At 64.7% G+C, this 19,523-nt stretch carries 17 protein-coding genes; 10 read left to right on the top strand and 7 right to left on the bottom strand.

The genetic code is table 11. From position 1 onward, the window contains the following. The first annotated feature begins 380 nt into the window (after positions 1-380). Positions 381-893, top strand: coding sequence for a universal stress protein (locus ABIB35_RS04300; protein WP_354179196.1), 513 nt, complete (start codon positions 381-383; stop codon positions 891-893). A gap of 279 nt (positions 894-1,172) precedes the next feature. Here the strand turns inward: ABIB35_RS04300 and ABIB35_RS04295 are convergent, their stop codons facing one another. From ABIB35_RS04295 to ABIB35_RS04280, 4 genes are all read right to left on the bottom strand, one after another. Next, complete coding sequence (locus tag ABIB35_RS04295; RefSeq protein WP_354179195.1) at positions 1,173-2,966, bottom strand: ABC transporter ATP-binding protein; 1,794 nt, start codon at positions 2,964-2,966, stop codon at positions 1,173-1,175. A gap of 320 nt (positions 2,967-3,286) precedes the next feature. Further along, positions 3,287-5,080: a polysaccharide deacetylase family protein gene (locus ABIB35_RS04290; RefSeq protein ID WP_354179194.1), complete on the bottom strand. Its 1,794-nt coding sequence runs from the start codon at positions 5,078-5,080 to the stop codon at positions 3,287-3,289. Further along, the gene (locus ABIB35_RS04285; protein WP_354179193.1) at positions 5,077-5,868 is read right to left on the bottom strand and encodes a phosphotransferase; all 792 of its coding nucleotides are present in this window, start codon (positions 5,866-5,868) and stop codon (positions 5,077-5,079) included. Before ABIB35_RS04285 ends, ABIB35_RS04290 begins: the two co-directional genes overlap by 4 nt. A 12-nt stretch (positions 5,869-5,880) precedes the next feature. Beyond that, the gene (locus ABIB35_RS04280; RefSeq protein ID WP_354179192.1) at positions 5,881-6,162 is read right to left on the bottom strand and encodes a hypothetical protein; all 282 of its coding nucleotides are present in this window, start codon (positions 6,160-6,162) and stop codon (positions 5,881-5,883) included. 476 nt (positions 6,163-6,638) lie between these two features. Between ABIB35_RS04280 and ABIB35_RS04275 the strand changes: the two genes are divergently transcribed. Genes ABIB35_RS04275 through ABIB35_RS04265 form a run of 3 tightly spaced genes read left to right on the top strand, consistent with a single transcriptional unit; the run spans position 6,639 to position 8,950 of the window. After that, positions 6,639-6,770, top strand: a complete 132-nt coding sequence (locus ABIB35_RS04275; protein ID WP_354179190.1) for a hypothetical protein — start codon at positions 6,639-6,641, stop codon at positions 6,768-6,770. Between the two features lie 21 nt (positions 6,771-6,791). Continuing rightward, positions 6,792-8,261, top strand: a complete 1,470-nt coding sequence (locus ABIB35_RS04270) for a sensor histidine kinase (protein ID WP_354179188.1) — start codon at positions 6,792-6,794, stop codon at positions 8,259-8,261. After that, entirely contained in the window at positions 8,258-8,950 is a 693-nt protein-coding gene (locus ABIB35_RS04265; protein WP_354179186.1) for a response regulator transcription factor, read from the top strand. Before ABIB35_RS04270 ends, ABIB35_RS04265 begins: the two co-directional genes overlap by 4 nt. 64 nt (positions 8,951-9,014) lie before the next feature. On the opposite strand, the gene ABIB35_RS04260 is transcribed toward ABIB35_RS04265, so the two are convergent. Further along, positions 9,015-9,161, bottom strand: coding sequence for a hypothetical protein (locus ABIB35_RS04260; protein WP_354179184.1), 147 nt, complete (start codon positions 9,159-9,161; stop codon positions 9,015-9,017). 267 nt (positions 9,162-9,428) lie between these two features. Between ABIB35_RS04260 and ABIB35_RS04255 the strand changes: the two genes are divergently transcribed. From ABIB35_RS04255 to ABIB35_RS04230, 6 genes are all read left to right on the top strand, one after another. Next, positions 9,429-10,742, top strand: coding sequence for an ABC transporter substrate-binding protein (locus tag ABIB35_RS04255; protein ID WP_354179182.1), 1,314 nt, complete (start codon positions 9,429-9,431; stop codon positions 10,740-10,742). Between the two features lie 65 nt (positions 10,743-10,807). Then, positions 10,808-11,818 carry a carbohydrate ABC transporter permease gene (locus tag ABIB35_RS04250; RefSeq protein WP_354179180.1) on the top strand — a complete coding sequence of 337 codons (1,011 nt, stop codon included), beginning with the start codon at positions 10,808-10,810 and terminating at the stop codon, positions 11,816-11,818. After that, positions 11,815-12,720, top strand: a complete 906-nt coding sequence (locus tag ABIB35_RS04245; RefSeq protein WP_354179178.1) for a carbohydrate ABC transporter permease — start codon at positions 11,815-11,817, stop codon at positions 12,718-12,720. The genes ABIB35_RS04250 and ABIB35_RS04245 overlap by 4 nt, the downstream gene beginning before the upstream one ends. After that, positions 12,720-14,156, top strand: a complete 1,437-nt coding sequence (locus ABIB35_RS04240) for a GH1 family beta-glucosidase (RefSeq protein ID WP_354179177.1) — start codon at positions 12,720-12,722, stop codon at positions 14,154-14,156. The genes ABIB35_RS04245 and ABIB35_RS04240 overlap by 1 nt, the downstream gene beginning before the upstream one ends. 105 nt (positions 14,157-14,261) lie before the next feature. Beyond that, complete coding sequence (locus ABIB35_RS04235) at positions 14,262-15,236, top strand: LacI family DNA-binding transcriptional regulator (RefSeq protein WP_502915727.1); 975 nt, start codon at positions 14,262-14,264, stop codon at positions 15,234-15,236. 11 nt (positions 15,237-15,247) lie between these two features. Next, entirely contained in the window at positions 15,248-16,348 is a 1,101-nt protein-coding gene (locus ABIB35_RS04230; RefSeq protein WP_502915724.1) for a Gfo/Idh/MocA family protein, read from the top strand. A gap of 135 nt (positions 16,349-16,483) precedes the next feature. Here the strand turns inward: ABIB35_RS04230 and rpsA are convergent, their stop codons facing one another. Together rpsA and ABIB35_RS04220 are read right to left on the bottom strand one after the other, a co-directional pair. Continuing rightward, on the bottom strand, positions 16,484-17,956 hold the full coding sequence (gene rpsA, locus ABIB35_RS04225) for a 30S ribosomal protein S1 (protein WP_354179173.1): 1,473 nt from the start codon (positions 17,954-17,956) through the stop codon (positions 16,484-16,486). 221 nt (positions 17,957-18,177) lie between these two features. Then, a complete protein-coding gene (locus ABIB35_RS04220; RefSeq protein WP_354179171.1) occupies positions 18,178-19,518 on the bottom strand; it encodes a GNAT family N-acetyltransferase in 1,341 nt (446 codons plus the stop codon). Positions 19,519-19,523 lie beyond the last annotated feature (5 nt).

Here is a 19,523-nt window from a genome sequence, read left to right as displayed (position 1 = left end):
GTGGATAGAGGACCGCTATAACCAGCGCCGCCGCCACTCTTCAATCGCTAATGTCAGCCCCGTGGACTTTGAGCTGGAATACTCATCACAGGGCGCAGGGATCGACCTCGCCGCTTAGCCCCTGTCCACCATCCGGGGTCAAGGCCACCCCGGGTTTTCAGGCGACCACCACCAATCCGCGCCGCGTGAAGCATATGACCCTCGGCCGGTGTACCAACTCGAAGGGTAAATGGCAGCTCGTCCTTTCCGAACATGAGGCCTAAACCCACGCCGCCTGGGGAGCCCGCTAGTGGCCGGCCTTGGCCTCCGCATCCTCGAGACCATCGCCATGGCCATCCGAACTACTAACGTCGACGGCCCCACATGAAGGAGTCCACATCATGTCCAACCCCAAGCCTCTTGTCCTGGTGGGTGTAGATATCGGGGATACTGCTGCCGCGGTGGTCGAGGAAGCGGCAGCGTTCGCCGAGCGGTTCGGGGCGGATTTGGTTTGCGCCAATGTAGACGACTCCAGCGAGAGGGTCGAGGAACGGCCCGACGGCTCGGTGGTGTCGGCACCCATCAACCCGGACTTGCCCTTCGAAAAGACCGAGGTTTTTGATCCGGAGCTGCGTGCAGAGATCGCGGGAATCTTGGACCCTCGGCCCGTGAAATGGTCCGTCCGCGCGCTGGCGGGTGGTCCGGGGCAGGAGCTTGCTCGGCTGGCCGACGAGCTGGACGCGGCCATGATCGTGGTCGGCACGCGCGAATCCGGTGTCCGGGGTGAAGTTGAAAAGTTTCTCAACGGCTCCGTTGCGGTGCATCTCGCCCACCACCAACACCGTCCGGTTGTAATGGTCCCGTTACACCCTGTCATCGACGATTCCGACCTACCTTGGAAAAGGGAGAAATAAGTCAGAGTTCCGCGCAGTCAATCACGGAAGCTCGGCGCCCCGAGTCGCTCAGGAGTTGCCCGTAGGTCAAGGGAGCACAACCTGCGCACAAGCCGGTCCCTCACGATGGGGGCGTCTCATCTGCAACGCCGTCGGAGCGAAGATTGGAATGCCCGCGTCTCGACCAACGGACCAGACCTCACCACTCAACGGGAAGGTTTGGCGGCCCTCGGAGTTGAAGCCCGAAACATCTATGTCGAGTTCGGCCTGCGGGCAATTCATCAGGAAGCGCCGTCGTCGTCACATCCGTGCGGCTGGACGTTCAGGGGCGAGTAGCAGTTCATTCGCGTCTCGGTACAGGCCTGGTCGTGATGAGAGCTCGGTGTGCGTTCCGGCGTCGATAACGCGTCCGTGCTCAATGACGTACACCCGGTCGGCGTCGCGCAAAGTGGATAGCCGGTGGGCGATGACCAGGACGGTGCGTCCGGCGGTGAGGCGGGCCAGACCGGCCATGACATAGGATTCGCTGACGGCGTCCAATCCGCTGGTGGGTTCATCGAGCACCACAATGGGGGTGTCGGCGGCCAGGGCCCGGGCGATGGCGATGCGTTGGCGTTGCCCTCCGGACAGGGACGAGCCGTGCTCGGCAATCCGTGTGTCGTACCCCTGGGGCAGGCGATCGACGAACTCGTCGACGTAAGCGGCCTGCGCAGCGGCCAGCAGGTTTTCACGGCTGGCTCCGGGGGCCCCATATGCAATGTTGTCCAGGATCGAACCGGAGATCATGAGCGGGTCCTGCAGGACGACGGCGATTTGGCTGCGTACCGAGTGCAGGGTCAGCTTGCGTACGTCCTGTCCGTCGAGGAGCACCTGTCCGGCGGTGACGTCGTAAAGCCGTGGGACGAGGCTGACGATCGTGGACTTTCCGGCGCCGGTGGGGCCGGCAAGTGCCACCACCTGGCCCGGTCCGGCGGACAGGGATATCTCGTGCAGGACCGGATGGTCTGGTTCGTATCCGAAAGACACACCACGCAGTTCAATGTCACCGCGCAACGGTGGGGCTTGCACTGCGTCGCCGTGTTCGGGTACGACCACGGTGGAGCGCAGCACCTCCTCGACACGTTCGGCGCCGGCCTGGGCTTTGCCGATCGTGGAGGACAGCCGGGCCAGAGCTTTCATCGGCCCGTATACCTGCGCAAGGTAGGCCAGTAACACCAATAGCACTCCCAGGCTCAGTTGGCCGCGCAGGACCATGGTGGCTCCGGCGAACAATACGGCTGCACGTCCAACCTGGGAGATCAGCTCGATGGCGGCCGGTAGCCGGGAGAGGAGATCGACTTGGCGCAGTCCGGCTTCCAGCCGGGCTTGTGAGTGGGTGCGGAACCGGTCCAGGCTGCGGCGTTCGGCGGCGAAGGACTGCACCAGTCGGATGGTGGACAGGGTTTCTGTAACGTGGCTGGAGACCTGGCCCTCGTGGATACGGGCTTCACGGGAGGCTTGCTTGATGGCACCGCGGTAGTGCCGTACGACGGCGTACAGTGCCGGTACGACGCACAATAGCAGGACGGCGAAGACGGGTTCGATGAGCACCGCGATCAGGACGATTCCGACCAGCAGTGCCAGGTTGGGCAGTAGTGTGGCGAACACCGCTACCAGCAGCACCTGGATGGCGTTGACGTCACCGGTGAGGCGGGTCGCGAGGTCGCCGACCCGCTGCCGGTCATGGAAGGTCAGGGACAGGCGCTGGAGGTGGGTAAAGATGTCCATGCGCAAGTCGATGGTGAGGCGCTCGCCGACCGCCAGCAGCATGCGGGAGGACAGGTAGCCGACCAGCGCAGCCAGGGCGGCCAATACCACCAGGGCCGCTGCGCAGGTCGCCAGGACCGCGCTCGGGGAGTCGGCCAGCGGCCCAAGGAGGTTTCCGAGCGGGCCATCCGGCGCGCGTTGGTTCAGCACGTCATCGACGATGACTTTCAGTGGCCACGGCAGCGCCAGTTCCAGTGCCGCAACGACCAACACCAGCACGCCGCCAAGCAGCAGCCGGGCCCGGTAGGGGCGAAGGAGGGGACCGAAGCAGCGCAGGATCTCAAACACGGCTGGATTCCCGGTGGGGTTCTGAACGGTTCGGGCCGCGGGCCTCAACTGCCGGCGGCACGGTTTCGCGTCCGCCCGCACAGGCTTCGGGCAAGGCTGAATTCGGTGGGGGTGCGGGGTGCAGAAGGCTCTGCGCGGCCCTGATCAGCCTCGGCCCGGTTTGCTCGTTGACGGGGCCGGTTCCCACTACCAGGTGAAGGTGCCGCCCGCACCCGTCCGTGGCGCCGACCAGGGAGTGGCCGCTATCCGGGCTGATGCCGACCAGCTGGCTGGTGTGTTCGGCTGGGTCGTGCGCCACCCAGACGTGAAGCGCGGTGGTGTCACCCCCCCCACCATGTTCGGCCCTGAACCGGGTTGATCGTGTGCCTGCCGGTACGTAACAGATGCGGGTAGTCCGGGGACAACGCCACGGTGGTTCTTAGCTCCCCGGGTAACCCGGTCCGGTGTACGCACACCACTATCGCGGTGCCGTCGGCCCGTAGCAGTATCCGCTTGGTCAGGCCCCGATCCGGACCGGGTTCGACGTCGACCAGTTCCACTACTGCCGCCTCAGCGGTGACCTCGACTCGGCTGAGAACATGAGGGTGGGTTTCGGTGCCCAGTACGCTCAGTGCCCCCGGGTGGTTTGGTGGGGTCTGCATGTGCTGGTGTAGTTCAGTCTGGAAATTCCAGTGGTCAAGCGGGTTGCCGATGACGACAACGCCGTCCGGTTGGTCTCCGGAGCTGCGGGTCACCATCAAGCTGAGTCGTCCGCCGTGACGGGGTGAGAGCACAGTGAAGAGCCGGTCGCTGCTGATAATCAACTCCTCATGGCCGTCACCGTCGATGTCCGTGAGCAGCACCTGCAACTCGTGTGTGCCGGGATTGGCGGCCCACCTGGCGGCGGCCAGCACAGGCAGCGCGTCGGCGGCGTGCGCAGCGGTGGCCTGCACCCATGGGGCCGGGGCCCGTCCGCCGTCGGGCTGCGGATCCTGCCAGGCAGTTTCGTGGCGGCCGAGCAGCACCAAGCGTTCGGCCAGCGCGCACAACCCCGGGTCGGCCCCGTCCTCCTCGGCCTGCTCCAGCGCCGCTTCGACCTGCTCGAGGCCTTCGGCGTACGGAGCCCACCTGGGGTCGGCTGCCCACCGGGCATAATCCTCGCCCGCGCCGTGCTGGTGTGCCAGCTCGTAGTAGGTGCCGGTGTCCGCCGGCAGCTCAAGTCTGGGCTCGGCCCGGTCACACCAGGCATCAAGGACAACCGGGTCCAGCATCTCGCCTTTAGCGATCCAGCGCAGGAACCGCGCGTACCGATCCAGGCCCTGTTCCCAGCCGGCTACACCGGCGACTCGTTCCAGGTCATCAGCAAAAACCAGCAGGGATCCCTCGGACGCCGCTTGGGCGTCTTTCGCCAGTTCAGTGATTAGGCCCAGGTGGTCCGGGTCGTGCGGTGGCACAAGGTAGCGCAGATGAGAGGCGATCGGGACGGCGATCAACCCCTCGCCATCAGTGATCCGATACGGGGTCAAGGACCCCGGGTGCAGCAGCCCGCGGGCACTGGGCGGAAAACCATCTGCATGCCACCGGTAGGGTCCGGTCGCGTCGAAGGCCTCCCGTGCGCTGCCCGGATAGTCGCGGCCCTCCCGCAGCGGAAAGGCAAACCGGTCATCCAGCAGTACCCGCTCGTAGCGCACCCCAGTGCTTTCAGCATCGCGCAACGGCGGCGCGCACGCGGTGGTGTTCCACACCCGTTCGGGCACCCATGCGGTCCTCAGCTCCCGGCGGGATACTCCGAGTAGTTCCTCGACTAGCTCGTGGTAGGCCCGCAACTGTCGACGGTTGTGCCGGGTGGACGAAAGTGTCATCACGTTCTCCCCGTAGGTGCCGCCTATCAGACTAATAAAACCGCTGGCCAGATGCTGACGCAGCCGGGCCAGCACGGCCGGTCGATGCCAAGCGATCGCCTCCAGCACCGGTCCGGAAATGTGCAGTGCCGCCGGGATCCCCAGCTCGACGTGCAATGACAGGACCGCGTCGTATCCGGCGGCAGTGACGCTGATCCCGTCCCGGTCGAGGTACCCGTCGGTGATCACAAACTGGTTGGCGTGGTGCACGAACGCAATCGGCACGCCGCTCACGACCTGACGTCCTGCTCTGTAGTCAGGACCTGTAAAGCGGCCCGGACGCCATGATCCAGCATCGCCTCAGCGATCCCGAGCCAGCGCTGGACCAGGCCGGCACGGCCGGTGCGGTAGGTGATCAGCTCGAAATGCAGGCTCTGCACCAGGGCCCGGACCACCTCGGCCGGCACCGCGCGGGCGTCGGTGCCGCCATGGGTCATCCACCGGTCCCAGAACGTCAGGGCGACGCAGACACCGGCTTGGAACGAGCCGGTACGCATCCAGGAGACGATGAGCAGCTGCGCCAAGGCGTAGCCGACGTCATAAGAAGCTCGACGCATCCCGGCGGTGTCGACGTCAATCGCGGTGACTGCCAGCCGCCCCCCAGCGCTGATGTAGAGGTTCTCCGGGTGCAAATCGCCGTGCGAGGCCACGAGCCCGGCGACCGGTGCGTGGCCTCGGAGGTACAGACACCGGTGGGCAGCTTCGGTGACCCGGAGCAGCCTTGCGGCGTAGACAGGATACCGCTCGGCAAGCAGGCCGCCCTGGCGGCACAGCTCATCGCCCGCACGATGGGCTGTGCGGTCCGGCAAGGTGACCTGCAGCGACTGCAGCCTCGCCAACCAGTCGGCCGCGGCGACGGCGGCGGTGTTGCGACTAATTGTTGGAGCTTGCAGCCAGTGGGCCCAGTTGCTTCCGTCCGCCAGATCGGTCACCAGCGTGCGATGCGTGGCGGACCACCCTCGCTCCCGAGTCACCGCGAATCTGGCCGGTGGGACAAAGCCCGCCTCGGCCAGCTGCTGCAACCACCTCCGGGTTCACATCCCCCGGTCATCGGAGTATTGCTTGAGCACCAGCTCCCGGCCGTTGCTCAGCTCCAGCAGGGCCAACCGCTTAGGCCCTTCGCGCAGCATGCGCACCTCGACAAGGTCCCCCGCCTGGGCTGGGACGGCCTCAGCCAGGACCCCACTTGCCCAGTGCACCGATCCAGCGGACGGGGCCGCCGTAGAACCTGTGCCCGGCAGCGTCGGCCGGTTGGTCTCGCTTCGGGTCAGCAGAGTGCTGGACTGTGGAGAGTGATACTGAGATGGAGTCGTCATGTGTTTATGTGCTTCCGCGGTGGGTTATTGGTTTGCTCTTCACCAATGACGATGCGTGGCCCGGATAAGTTCTACCTTGGCTGGGCGTTAGAAGTTTCTTATGTCCGGGCCTTCCATTCCCGAAGCCTTCAGCGACAGCCCTGCGTCTGAGAGACTTCTAATGTTCGGCTCAGCTTGACCGTTGGGTTCAGGGTAGGGTTCTCCACATGACTGGTCGCCGGATTGCTGCGCTGCTTGGGGTCCCGGTCCTGCTGGCTGGTGCATGGGCCCTCGGCGGAGCGGTGTTCAACCACCCCCCGGTGGACTTGGGCAGCGTGGTCGTGGTTGGCCCCGCCGCTGGTGACCAGCCGAGTACCACTGCGACCGGGGATCCGTCGGCCCCGGGTCCCTCGCCACCTCCATCCGCGACCGCCGCTCCACCTGTACCGGCACCCATATCTCCCGCTGCGCCTGAAGCACCGACGGGAGCCACCAGGGTGTCCGGAGAGCCCGCGCCCGCAGCAGGGGAAGACGATGATGACGACGGCATCGAGGACGGCGGCATTGATGACAGCATCACCGAGGACGACTATGACGAAGGCGTCGTCGACGACGACACCGATAGCTGAACTACCGACAGCTGAACTGACATGCCTGCGCATACTCCGCCCAGTGCCACGGGCCTGAGCGCCCGCACCCGCATCATCGGCTGGATGATGCTGCTGGTGACGCTGGCGCTGGCAACGGAGTTCGTCATTGCCGCTCGCGTGCTGACTGAGCGGGCTGAGGCGGAATTTAACCGGGAGTTGATCCACGAGGGCGATAAGTTCCGCGACTTCGCCGAGCGGGCGGTAGACCCTGTCACCGGGGAATCGTACCGAGACGTCGGTGCGCTGCTCGCCGATTACCTCGCGGAGGTTGTGCCCAACGCCGACGAGACACTGTTTAGCCTCGTCAATGGCCAGCCCGCACACCGTGCCCGCGCCGAACCGCCGGTGCGGCTCGACACCGACCCGACGTTCGTGGGACGCACCGCCGATCTAAGCCGGCCGGAGTCCGGAACGGTGACCAGCGCCGCCGGGCCGGTCAGGTATGCGGTCTTCCCGGTACTGGTCGAGGGCGATCCAGACCGCGGCGCCCTGGTGGTGGCCGAGTTTACCGCCCCGGCCACGGAGCGGGTGAACTCCACGGTCCAGGTGTTGGTTGTTGTCAGCTTAGCGGCACTGGCTCTGGCGGGTCTGGCAAGCTGGGTGATCGCCGGCCGGGTCCTGGCCCCCATCCGCATGCTGCGACAGACCGCCGAGACCGTTCGGGACTCCGATCTCGACCAGCGGATCACAGTGATCGGCAACGACGACGTCGCCGCCCTCGCCCATACCTTCAACCAGATGCTGGACCGCCTGCAGATCGCGTTCACCGGCCAACGGCGCTTCCTGGACGACGCCAGTCACGAACTGCGCACGCCGATCACCGTGATCCGTGGTCACCTCGAGCTGATCAGTGAGGACCCCGCAGAACGCTCGCGAACCCTCGCCCTCGTGCTGGACGAGCTGCAGCGGATGAACCGTTTGGTCGATGACCTGATGCTGTTGGCGAAGGCCGAACGCCCCGATTTCCTGGACCTGCATCAGGTCGACGTTACCGACTTGGTGATGGGGGTCCTCACGAAGGCCAGTGCCCTCGGCGACCGGCAATGGTCGGTGTCCAGGGTCACCGAACACATGGTGCTCGCCGACGGGCAACGCCTCACCCAAGCGCTGATGCAGTTGGCGGCCAACGCCGTACGCCATACCCGGCCGGGGGATCGGATCTCCATGGGTGTGCGGGTTGCCACTGACCGGCTTTTGCTTAGTGTTACTGACACCGGCACCGGCATCGCCCCCGAGGACGTTCCACGTATTTTTGATCGGTTCACCCGCGGCGATCACGGCCGCCGGGGTGACGGGACAGGCCTGGGATTGGCCATCGTTGCCTCGATCGCACACGCCCACGATGGGCAGGTGCTGTTGGACAGCGCCCCGGGCCAGGGCTCGACATTCACCCTCGACCTACCCCTCGTACGAGCCGAGAACGCACCCCACAACACGGCGGATACCCGCCTGTCCGAGGTGCACCCATGAACCGTATCCTGGTCGCCGAGGACGAGCCCCGCATCGCCTCGTTCGTGGAAAGCGGCCTGAGCAGCAATGGGTTCGTCGTCACCGTGGTGGGTGACGGAGAGTCGGCATACCAGTACGCTCGTACCGGTGCGTTCGACCTGATGGTGCTCGACCTCGGGCTGCCGATCACAGACGGCCTGACCGTGCTGCGGCTGCTGCGCGCCGAGAAGATCGATGTGCCGGTGGTCGTTCTGACCGCCCGTGACAGCGTTGCCGACACCGTCACCGGCCTGGAGAGCGGCGCCGATGACTACCTTTCCAAGCCCTTCGGCTTCGACGAGCTCCTCGCCCGTGTCCGGCTCAGGCTGAGAGGGCCGGGGCACAACCCGGCATCGACGGTGCTGCGCGCCGGTGACATGAGCCTGAACCTGCGCACCCGCAGGATCCTGATCGACGGCGAGGTGGCGGAGGTGGAGCTCACCGCCCGCGAGTTCGCCCTCGCCGAGGTATTCTTCCGCCATGTTGACCAGGTCCTGACCCGCGAACAACTGCTCAGCCGGGTGTGGGGCCTGGACTTTGACCCCGGTTCCAACGTCATCGAGGTCTACGTGCGCTATCTGCGCCGAAAGCTCGGGAACTCCCGGATCGAAACACTGCGCGGCATGGGGTACCGGCTGCACTTACACCCCCGGGCCATCGATCTCGACTAGGCACCTCTCCCCCGTGGCACTGGGTATCACCGCAGTCCCGGCACATGCGGCAGTCGCCGGCCTCTCAGAAGGCTCGTTCTTCCTCGGATGAGTTGGCCGCTCCGTTGTCAGGGCGCGGCGTGGGCGCGAAACCAACCCGGTCCGCCACCAGATCATGCGCGCCCTGGTGAACACAGGTGTCGAAGTCACGGATCACCCCGGAGGCAAACATGGTGAACCGTGCGTGACCAGATGCCCCCAACCGAGAGAGCGCTCTCTTGACAGTGACTCACATCACTCCTACTCTGAGGGGGAAGTCAAGAGAGCGCTCTCTCATTACCGGAACCTGATTCGCGTCAGCTTCCAAGGGGAGTACGCCTCTAGTGCAGTAGTTCCCCTTCACCCTTCCCGCTTCCGTCGATCACGCCTGCCCAGCATCACTCGGCACGGTCCACTGCCCCGGGATCTTAATGCTCTATCCACACACAAAGGAGTGACCGTGAAGAATTTCAGATATCCCGCAGCGGCGATTGCAGGGGCCGCAGCAGTGGCCCTGCTCGCCGTAGGATGCGGCGGCGGAGACAGTGAAGCGGCCAGCGCCGACAACCCCATCGAACTATCCGTGACCACCTTCGGCACGTTCGGTTATGACGACTTGTACAAGGAATACGAAGACGCCAATCCCGGCATCAAAATCAAGCCCAACAACATCGACCGCGGCGAGAACGCCCGCACCGAAGCCTTCACCAAGCTTTCCGCCGGATCCGGCCTGAGCGACGTCGTGGCCATTGAAGAGGGCTGGCTCGGCGCCATCATGGAAGTCTCCGACCAGTTCGTGGACCTGAACGAGTACGGCGCTGAAGACATCAAAGACAACTGGGTGGACTGGAAATACGAGCAGGGCACCGACCCCGAGGGCCGGGTCATTGGCTACGGAACCGATATCGGCCCGCAGGGCCTGTGCTACAACGGCAAGCTTTTCGAAGCCGCCGGGCTGCCCAGCGAGCGAGAGGAAGTCGCTGAGCTGTTCGGCGGAGACGACGCCACCTGGGAGAAGTACTTTGAGGTCGGCAACCAGTACCACGAAAAGACCGGCAAAGCCTGGTACGACCAGTCCGGCTTTGTCTGGAATTCCATGGTGAACCAGATGGATGAGGGTTACTACACAGCTGACGGTGAGCTGAACATCGAAGACAACGCAGACATGAAGGAGCAGTTCCTGCAGCTCGCCTCCGGTACCGAAGCAGGCCTCTCAGCGAACGAAACCAAGTGGGACTGGGGAACGGGCAAATCCTTCACCGACGGTTCCTTTGCAACCTTCGTCTGCCCAGGCTGGATGCTGGGAACCATCCAGGGCCAGCTTGAATCTGCAGGAGCAGGGGCGGAAGCCGGCTGGGACTTCGCCGATGTCTTCCCGGGCGGCGCCTCCAACTGGGGCGGCGCGTTCCTCTCGGTTCCGGAGACCTCGGAGCATAAGGAAGAAGCAGCCGCTCTGGCCGCATGGCTGACCGCGCCGGAACAGCAGGTCAAGCAGTCCGCCGCAGCAAACAACTTCCCCAGCACCATCGAGGCGCAGGAGCAGCTGGCTGCCGAAGCCAAGCCCAACGCGCTGTTCAACGACGCACCCACCGGCTCGATTCTCGCCTCACGGGCCGAAGGCGTTACCGCACAGTTCAAGGGACCGGATGACTCGGTAATCCAGGACAAGGTCTTCAGCCCCGCGCTTGCCCTGCTCGATGCAGGCGACGCCGACGGCGAAGCCTCCTGGAACGAAGCGGTGAAGCTCCTGAACGAGCTCGTAGTCAACAACTAGCACATCGCCGGACGCGGGGCCTCCGGCACTTCCGGAGGCCCCCCAGATTGACTGCGAGACCCGTTATGACCGCTACCCTTAAACGCCCCGAACCGTCCGCTCTGCCCATCAAGGCGAAGTCACCGTTCAGCCACCGCCTCAGTGCCTGGGACGTCAAGGCTTCCCCGTATCTCTATATCTCCCCCTTCTTTATACTCTTTGCCCTTGTGGGCCTCTTTCCGCTGGTTTACACACTTTTCGTCTCCCTGTATGACTGGCACCTGCTCAAGGGACAGGGCGAGTTCGTTGGCCTGGGAAACTTCACGGCCGTGCTCGGAGACCGGTTCTTCTGGAACTCGCTCATGAACACCATGAGCATCTTCCTGCTCTCCGCCATTCCCCAGCTCATCGGCGCCCTTGTCATCGCGGCGGTCCTGGACCAGAACCTGAGGGCCAAGACGTTCTGGCGCATGAGCGTGCTGCTTCCGTACGTCGTCACCCCCGTGGCCGTCGCCCTCATTTTCACCAACATGTTCAATGAGCAGAACGGCCTCATCAACAACCTGCTGGGCAATTTCGGCATCGATCCCGTCATGTGGCGGACGGACACGATCCCCAGTCACATCGCGATCGCCACCATGGTCAACTGGCGGTGGACCGGATACAACGCACTGATTCTCCTCGCCGCCATGCAGGCCGTTCCGCGTGACATTTATGAGTCGGCAGCCATCGACGGAGCCGGGGCCGTTCGGCGCTTCTTCAGCATCACGCTGCCGAGCATCCGCCCGACGATGATCTTCGTCATCATTACCTCGACCATCGGCGGGCTGCAGATCTTCTCCGAACCGCGCCTCTTCGATCCGACGAACGCCGGGGGCGCCCAGCGCCAGTTCCAAACCACAGTCCTCTATCTGTGGGAAATGGCCTTCCAACGGCAGAACTTCGGCAAAGCCTCCGCAATAGCCCTGCTGCTGCTTGTCCTGATTGTGATCATTGGGCTGGTCAACTTCACCATCTCGAAGAGGATCGCGTCAGCGGACGCCGCACAGGGACGCCCGAAAAAGCGCCGGACAACGGCTGAAGGGAAACTCAAATGAGCGTCTTGGAGCAAGCCGCCCCGAAGCGGGCTGCCGCCGCCCCCAACCGCAAAGGGCGCCCGCTTCGGCAGCGCATCTTCGGCAACGGCCTGCGGCCGGGATACCTGACGTACGGACTGCTCTTTGCCTTCTTCCTGGGCTCGTCCTACCCGCTGTGGTGGTCCGCCGTCGTCGGCAGCCGAACGAACGCGGCACTGGGACTCCAGTGGCCGCCGCTGCTTCCCGGCGGAAACTTCTGGACCAATGTCGGTGAAGTCTTCGACACCATTCCGTTCTGGACAGCCCTCTGGAACAGCATCCTGATCTCCACCATCATCACGGTATCGGTGGTGACGTTTTCCACCCTGGCCGGATATGCCTTCGCCAAGCTGCGCTTCCGCGGCCGCGACGGACTGATGGTCGCGGTGGTAGCCACCATGGCCATTCCCACCCAGCTGGGCATCATCCCGCTCTTCATGGTGATGCGGACCTTTGGATGGACCGGCGAGATCGGTGCGGTCATCATCCCGACGCTGGTCACCGCCTTCGGCGTCTTCTTCATGCGGCAGTACCTGGTGGACGTCATTCCGGACGAGCTCATCGAATCGGCACGTATGGACGGCGCCAACATGATCAAGACGTTCTGGCATGTGGCGCTGCCCGCCGCCAAGCCGGCCATGGCCATTCTCAGCCTGTTCACGTTCATGATGGCCTGGACCGATTTCCTCTGGCCCCTGCTGGTCCTGGACGCCGGAAACCCGACCATCCAGACGGCACTCAGCCAGCTGCAGTCCAACCGCTACGTGGACTACTCGGTGGTACTTACCGGCGCCGTGATGGCGACCATTCCCCTGCTGGTTCTCTTTGTCCTGGCAGGCAAACAACTTATATCCGGAATTATGCAGGGAGCAGTGAAGGGCTAATGAGCAACAAGAACCCCCAGCGGAACAACTGGCCGGACGGCTTTATCTGGGGATCCGCCACAGCTGCGGCCCAGGTGGAAGGCGCCGCCTGGGAAGACGGCAAGGAGGACTCCATCTGGGATGCCTTTGCACGGACCCCGGGAAACACGTTGAACGGCGATACTCCCGAGACGGCAGTGGACCATTACCACCGCATGCCCGCAGACGTAGCCCTGATGAAGGAACTGGGACTGGACTCCTACCGGTTCTCCACCAGCTGGGCGCGGGTCCGCCCCGACGGCCGCAGCGCCAACCCCAAGGGTCTGGACTTCTACTCCCGCCTGGTGGATGAGCTCCTCGAGGCCGGCATCCTGCCCTGGTTGACTCTCTACCACTGGGATCTGCCGCAGGCACTGGAGGAAACCGGAGGCTGGGCGAATCGGGACACCGCCCACCTGTTCGTGGACTACGCCGATGACGTGTACTCGGCGCTGGGCGACCGGGTGCAGCACTGGACCACCTTCAACGAACCCTTCTGCTCCTCGCTGCTGGGCTACGCCTCCGGCGTACACGCACCCGGCCGGCAGGAACCACGGGCAGCGGTTGCCGCTGTCCACCACCAGCATCTGGCCCACGGCCTTGCCGTCACGCAGCTGCGGGACCGCGGTGCGCAGCAGCTGGGCATCACCCTGAACCTGAGCAACTCCATCCCCCGCGATCCCTCCGATCCCGTTGATCTGGAAGCCGCCCGGCTCTTTGACTCCCTGCAGAACCGCATCTTCCTCGATCCCATCCTGCTCGGCACCTATCCGCAGGACACGCTGCGGGATCTGGAACAGTTTGGCCTGGGCGATGTCATTCAGGACGGGGACCTAGACGTCATCGGCGCGCCCATCGACTTCCTGGGCGTCAACCACTACCACGATGACCTGATCAGCGGCCATCCGGACACCACCGGTGCCGACGGCCACTCGGGCGGATCAGGGCGCCCGGCGGTCTCACCGTGGATCGGAGCCGAGCACATCACGTTCCCGAGCCGCGGGCTCCCCCGCACCGCCATGGACTGGGAGGTCAATCCGGACGGGCTGCGCAAGCTGCTGGTCCGCCTGGGTGAGGAGTATCCCATGCTGCCGCCCCTGTATGTCACCGAAAACGGTGCAGCCTACGACGACGCCGTCAGCACCGACGGAAGCGTGCCCGACCCCGAGCGCACGCAGTACATCCTGGACCACATCAATGCTGTTGGCCGTGCCATCGAGGCCGGCGCGGACGTCCGCGGCTACTTTGTCTGGTCCCTGCTGGACAACTTCGAGTGGTCCTGGGGCTACAGCCGGCGCTTCGGCATTGTCCGGGTGGACTATCAAACACAGGGCCGCACCATCAAGGACAGCGGACAGGCGTACAGTCGGCACATTGCTGCCAGCCGTGCGGCGGCACCCGTGGCACCCCTCGTGTGAGTACCCGTACCATGGAAGGCAGCCGCGATCTCGGCTCCACGGTGCAGGGGGAGAATTCACGTGAGTACTGACTCCAGCCAGACCAGGCCCGCCCCCACCCTGGAAATGGTGGCGGCCCTGGCCGGCGTTTCCCGTGCCACGGTGTCCCGCGTGGTCAACGGATCCCCCTCCGTTGACCCGCAGCTGGTCAGCTCCGTGGAGAAGGCCGTCCGGACCCTGAACTACGTGCCCAACCGAGCTGCGCGGACCCTGGCCAGCCGGCGGACCTATACGGTGACGCTCCTTGTTCCCGAATCAACCTCCAAGGTTTTCGCCGACCCGTTTTTCGCTACGGTGGTGGAAGGCGTGGCACGGTACCTGAATACCACCGACTACATGCTGAATATGGTCACTTCCTCCGAAGCCAACCCGGAGAAAACACGCCGCTACCTCCTGGGCGGCAATGTGGACGGCGTCTTGGTGGTCTCGCACCACTCGGGAGACAATTCCTGGGCTCGCCTTGACGGTTCCCTGCCGCTGGTCTTCGCCGGACGCCCGCTGGTGAACGCGGAAAACAGCTACTTCGTGGAAGTGGACAACGAGGAGGGCGCGGCCGCCGCCACTGCACGGCTGGTAGCGGACGGACGGCGTCATATCGCCACCATCGCCGGTCCACAGGACATGCCTCCCGGAGTGGACCGCCTTGAGGGCTGGCGGGCAACACTGCGCAAGGCCGGCCTGGATGATGCACTGGTGGAGACCGGCGACTTCACCGTCACCTCCGGTGCCGTGGCCATGCGCCGGCTCCTGGACCGGGGAAAACCGCTGGACGGGCTCTTTGTGGCTAATGACCAGATGGCGGCCGGCGCCTACTCCGTCATCAAGGAACGCGGCCTGCGTATTCCCCGGGACATCGCCGTCGTCGGTTTTGATGACGACTACTATGCCACCAGCCTCAGCCCCGCCCTCACCACCATCCATCACCCGATTGCAGCCCTCGGCGAGAAAATGGCCGAACTGCTGGTGGAACTGATTGAAGGGCGGCCGGCCGAACGCATTCACCGCCTGCCCACGTCCCTAGTTGTCCGAGAATCCGCGTAGGAGCTGATCCTTTGTCCCTTACCACTTCGTCCACTGCCGCTGCCCCACGCCGCATTGTCCGTCCTCCCTGCGCCGAGGACGGCGCCCCCTCTCCCCTGGCTGGCACCGGCGCGCCGCTGAACTGGGCAGTGGTGGCCACCGGCGGCATCGCCGGTACCGTCACCGCCGACATTTCCCTCCTGGAGGACGCCGTCCTGTACGCGGTCTCCTCCCGCAGCGCGGCCAAGGCCGCCGACTTCGCCAAACGGTTCGGCTTTGCCGCCTCCTACTCGGACGACGACGACGGCCCCGGCTACGAGGCGATGTTCGCCGACCTGGCCGTGGACGTTGTCTACATTGCCACTCCGCACGCCCAGCACTACGCCGTGGCCAAGAGCGCCCTGGAACACGGCAAGCACGTATTGTGCGAAAAGCCGTTCACTGTGAACGCGGCAGAAGCTGCCGAGCTGATCAACCTGGCCCGGGACCGGAACCTGTTCCTGATGGAAGCGCTCTGGACCCGGTTCCTGCCCAGCACCAACCGGGCCTGGGACATCCTGGCCTCCGGCGAGCTGGGCAACCCCTCCTGGATGCAGGCAGACCTTGGCTTCACCGCCCCGGAAGATCCCGCCTCCAGGATGTGGGACCCCGCAGCCGGCGGCGGAGCACTGCTGGACCTCTCCGTCTACACCCTGACCTGGGCCCTGGGTGCCCTGGGCTATCCGGACAGCATCAACGCCTCCGGCATTCTCAACGGCGACGGCGTGGACATCCAGAATGCCCTGACGCTCCGTTACGACGACGGCCGCCACGCCCAGCTCACGTCCTCACTCGCTGCCTCCGGTCCGGGCACCGCCACCATCGCCTGCAGCGGCGGCTGGCTCCGAACAGGCGGCGGCAACATCCCCAACCCCACGGAACTGCACGTGCACGGGCCAGCCGGAGCGCGCGTGGAAACCTTCGAGCCCGCGGGCGCCGGCTACATCTATCAACTGCGCGAGGTGACCCGCTGCATTCAGCAGGGCCTGGCGGAGAGCCCCACCATGCCGCTGGACGAGACGCTGCGGACCATGGAACTGCTAGACGGCGTCCGCGCCCAGCTGGGCCTGAACTACGCCAACGACACGGTCTAGGTATTCTGCGTTAAGCCCCCAGCCCGGGACGCAGGAGGTTTAACGGCAAAGCGGGCCCCCACCGAAGTGGGGGCCCGCTTTTTTGGAGCTAGTTCAACCGGTTAGTTCAACCGGTTTGTTTAGCACACCGGGAAATTAGTTGCCCGTGAGCTTCTCGCGCAGAGCGGCAAGAGCTTCGTCGGAAGCCAGCGTGCCGGCACCCGTCTCAGCAACGGCCGGCTCGGAGGAGTAGCTGGTGGTGCCGGATTCGGACGTGTCCGAAGCAGCTGCGATGTCCTCGGAAGCGTGCTGTGCAACCTGCTTCTTGTGGGCTTCCCAACGGGCCTGGGCGTCAGCGTACTGCTGCTCCCAAGCGGCACGCTGGGTCTCGTAGCCTTCGAGCCATTCGTTGGACTCGGGGTCGAAGCCCTCCGGGTACTTGTAGTTTCCGGCTTCGTCGTACTCTGCGGCCATGCCGTACAGAGCCGGGTCGAACTCGGTGCCTTCGGGGTCTACGCCCTCGTTGGCCTGCTTCAGCGACAGGGAGATCCGGCGACGCTCGAGGTCGATGTCGATGACCTTGACGAACAGTTCATCCCCTACGGAGACAACCTGCTCGGCCAGCTCTACGTGGCGGACTGCCAGCTCGGAGATGTGGACCAGGCCTTCGATGCCGTCTTCGACGCGAACGAACGCACCGAACGGAACCAGCTTGGTGACCTTACCCGGCACAACCTGGCCCAGGGCGTGGGTGCGGGCGAAGGTCTGCCACGGATCTTCCTGCGTAGCCTTCAGCGACAGGGAGACACGCTCGCGGTCGAGGTCAACTTCCAGAACCTCAACGGTGACTTCCTGGCCAACTTCAACGACCTCGGAGGGGTGGTCGATGTGCTTCCAGGACAGCTCGGAAACGTGGACGAGACCGTCTACGCCGCCAAGGTCCACGAATGCACCGAAGTTGACGATGGAGGAAACAACGCCCGGACGAACCTGGCCCTTTTCCAGCTTGTTGAGGAACGTGGAGCGAACCTCGGACTGCGTCTGCTCGAGCCAGGCACGGCGGGACAGAACAACGTTGTTGCGGTTCTTGTCCAGTTCGATGATCTTGGCTTCGATCTGCTGGCCGATGTACGGAGCCAGGTCGCGGACACGACGCATCTCGACGAGGGAGGCCGGCAGGAAGCCGCGCAGGCCGATGTCCAGGATGAGGCCACCCTTGACAACCTCGATGACGGTACCGGTAACGACGCCGTCTTCTTCCTTGACCTTCTCGATGTCGCCCCAGGCGCGCTCGTACTGTGCGCGCTTCTTGGAGAGAATCAGGCGGCCTTCTTTGTCTTCCTTGGTGAGGACCAAAGCTTCGACCTGATCGCCAACGGAAACAACGTCTCCGGGATCAACATCGTGCTTGATGGACAGCTCACGGGAAGGGATGACACCCTCGGTCTTGTAACCGATGTCGAGCAGGACCTCGTCGCGGTCAACCTTGACGACGGTACCTTCGACGAGATCGCCATCGTTGAAGTACTTGATCGTTGCGTCAATGGCGGCGAGGAAGTCCTCGGCAGTACCGATGTCGTTGATAGCGACCTGCGGGGTACTGGACTTCTCGGTGGTGGTGATGGTCATGTAGTTGGGACTCCGATGTGGAAGTTGTTTTGTATTCCGGATGCGCTCCCACCGAACTCAGAGCAGCCGATCAGGGCCTGCCGCAAGACAGTGCGTGTTTGTCCGGAGATGGACAGAATTGGTAACGTACTGCGCAATTACGCGCCAGATCAGTCTAGCCGCAGCCTGCAACTCAGGTCAAAGCACCGGGACCAGTTTGAAGGAAGTAGTTCTGTTCCGGGCTAGAAATGGGTGCTGCAGTAGGGCGCCGGACCAGCGGTAAAGAGTGCATCAAGGACTTCCAACGCTGCCTGGCTGCCCCGTATTCCGCCCGCTGCCGCCAGCGTCGGGGCACTGACACCGCCCAGATAGAGGGATCCCAGAGCTGCAACGTCGATCTCGGCGGCCGCGGCTGCTTCCTGCACACCATCCTGGGGTGCACCGCCCTCGACCGCTCTGACGCTGCCCCTGCCGCCCTCGACGTCCAGCTGCCACACGCCGTCGGCCATCCCCAGCGGATCCCGGACCGTGAGGACAACGGAGCCCGCACCTGTGTAGTGCCGGGCTTCAAGGGCTGCTTTGGTGTCCAGGACCCGCAGCCACAGCACATCATCCACTGACGTGACAGAGTAGCGGCGGCGGTCCGCCAGCATCCAGGGCAGCGGATCGGCGACCGGTGCCGCATCAAAGGTCAGCCGGTCCACCAGGTCCATGGAGCCGAGATAGCGCCAGAGTTCACGGTAGGCGTCGTCGGTTGCCGCCACCAGGTCGGTGACCTTTACTGTGTGCGGCTCGGTCCGCCAGCCCAGGGACTTGTAGGCGGCGTAGCCGTCGGGGACGCCGTCGGCGTCGTAATGAAGAACACCGCGCAAAGCCTTGTCCGGATCGAAACTATCTTCGCTCCAGGCGGCGGAAGCACGCATCCAGTAGCGGTGCTGGCGCCCCAGGGCACCATCCGTCCGCCCCAGGTGGGCACGGTAGATGTCCGGGGCCAGGAACTGCAGCTTCGCGCTGTCAGCCACGGCGATGCTTCCCGTGGCGCCGGAGGTGAAGTCCAGGCCGCCGCGGGTGTCCAGCCTGATCTCCGCCGTGGAGGTGGCGGCTCCGAATCCGAAGCGGCCGTAGATTGTCGCTTCAGAGGCCGTGAGCCCGGCCAACGCGAGCCCGGCTTCCTTGGCCCGCTGCAGGTCACTGGTGATCATGGTCCGGAGGATTCCGCGGCGGCGGTGCGTCGGCCGCACCGTCACGGCTGTGACCAGATGCGCCGGCAGCAGCCGCCCGCCGCCCACATTCAGGGAATTGACCATGGTGGCGTAGGTAGCCACCGGAACGGCCGGGTCCCAGGCGGAATCCGGGGCTGTGTCGTCATAAACGGCGGTCAGGATGCGGCCGTCCCGCTGACAGGCGTCCACCACGGCGGGGAGGTGCTTGGCGTCGCCCCGCTGTTCATGGAACCCCAAGTCGACCGCTTCCAACCAGTTGCCGGTCCGCGCGTCGTCATTCCCCGGCGCAAAGGAAGCTGTCCGCAACCCGCTGCCCAACCCGCTGCCCAACCCGCTGCCCACTGCCGCATCCTGCTTCATTGTTC

The organism is Arthrobacter sp. UYP6 (assembly GCF_040547315.1).
GTDB lineage: Bacteria > Actinomycetota > Actinomycetes > Actinomycetales > Micrococcaceae > Arthrobacter_B.
The sequence above is the reverse complement of the archived record's forward strand: the minus strand, read 5'-3'. Positions and strand labels throughout refer to the sequence as shown.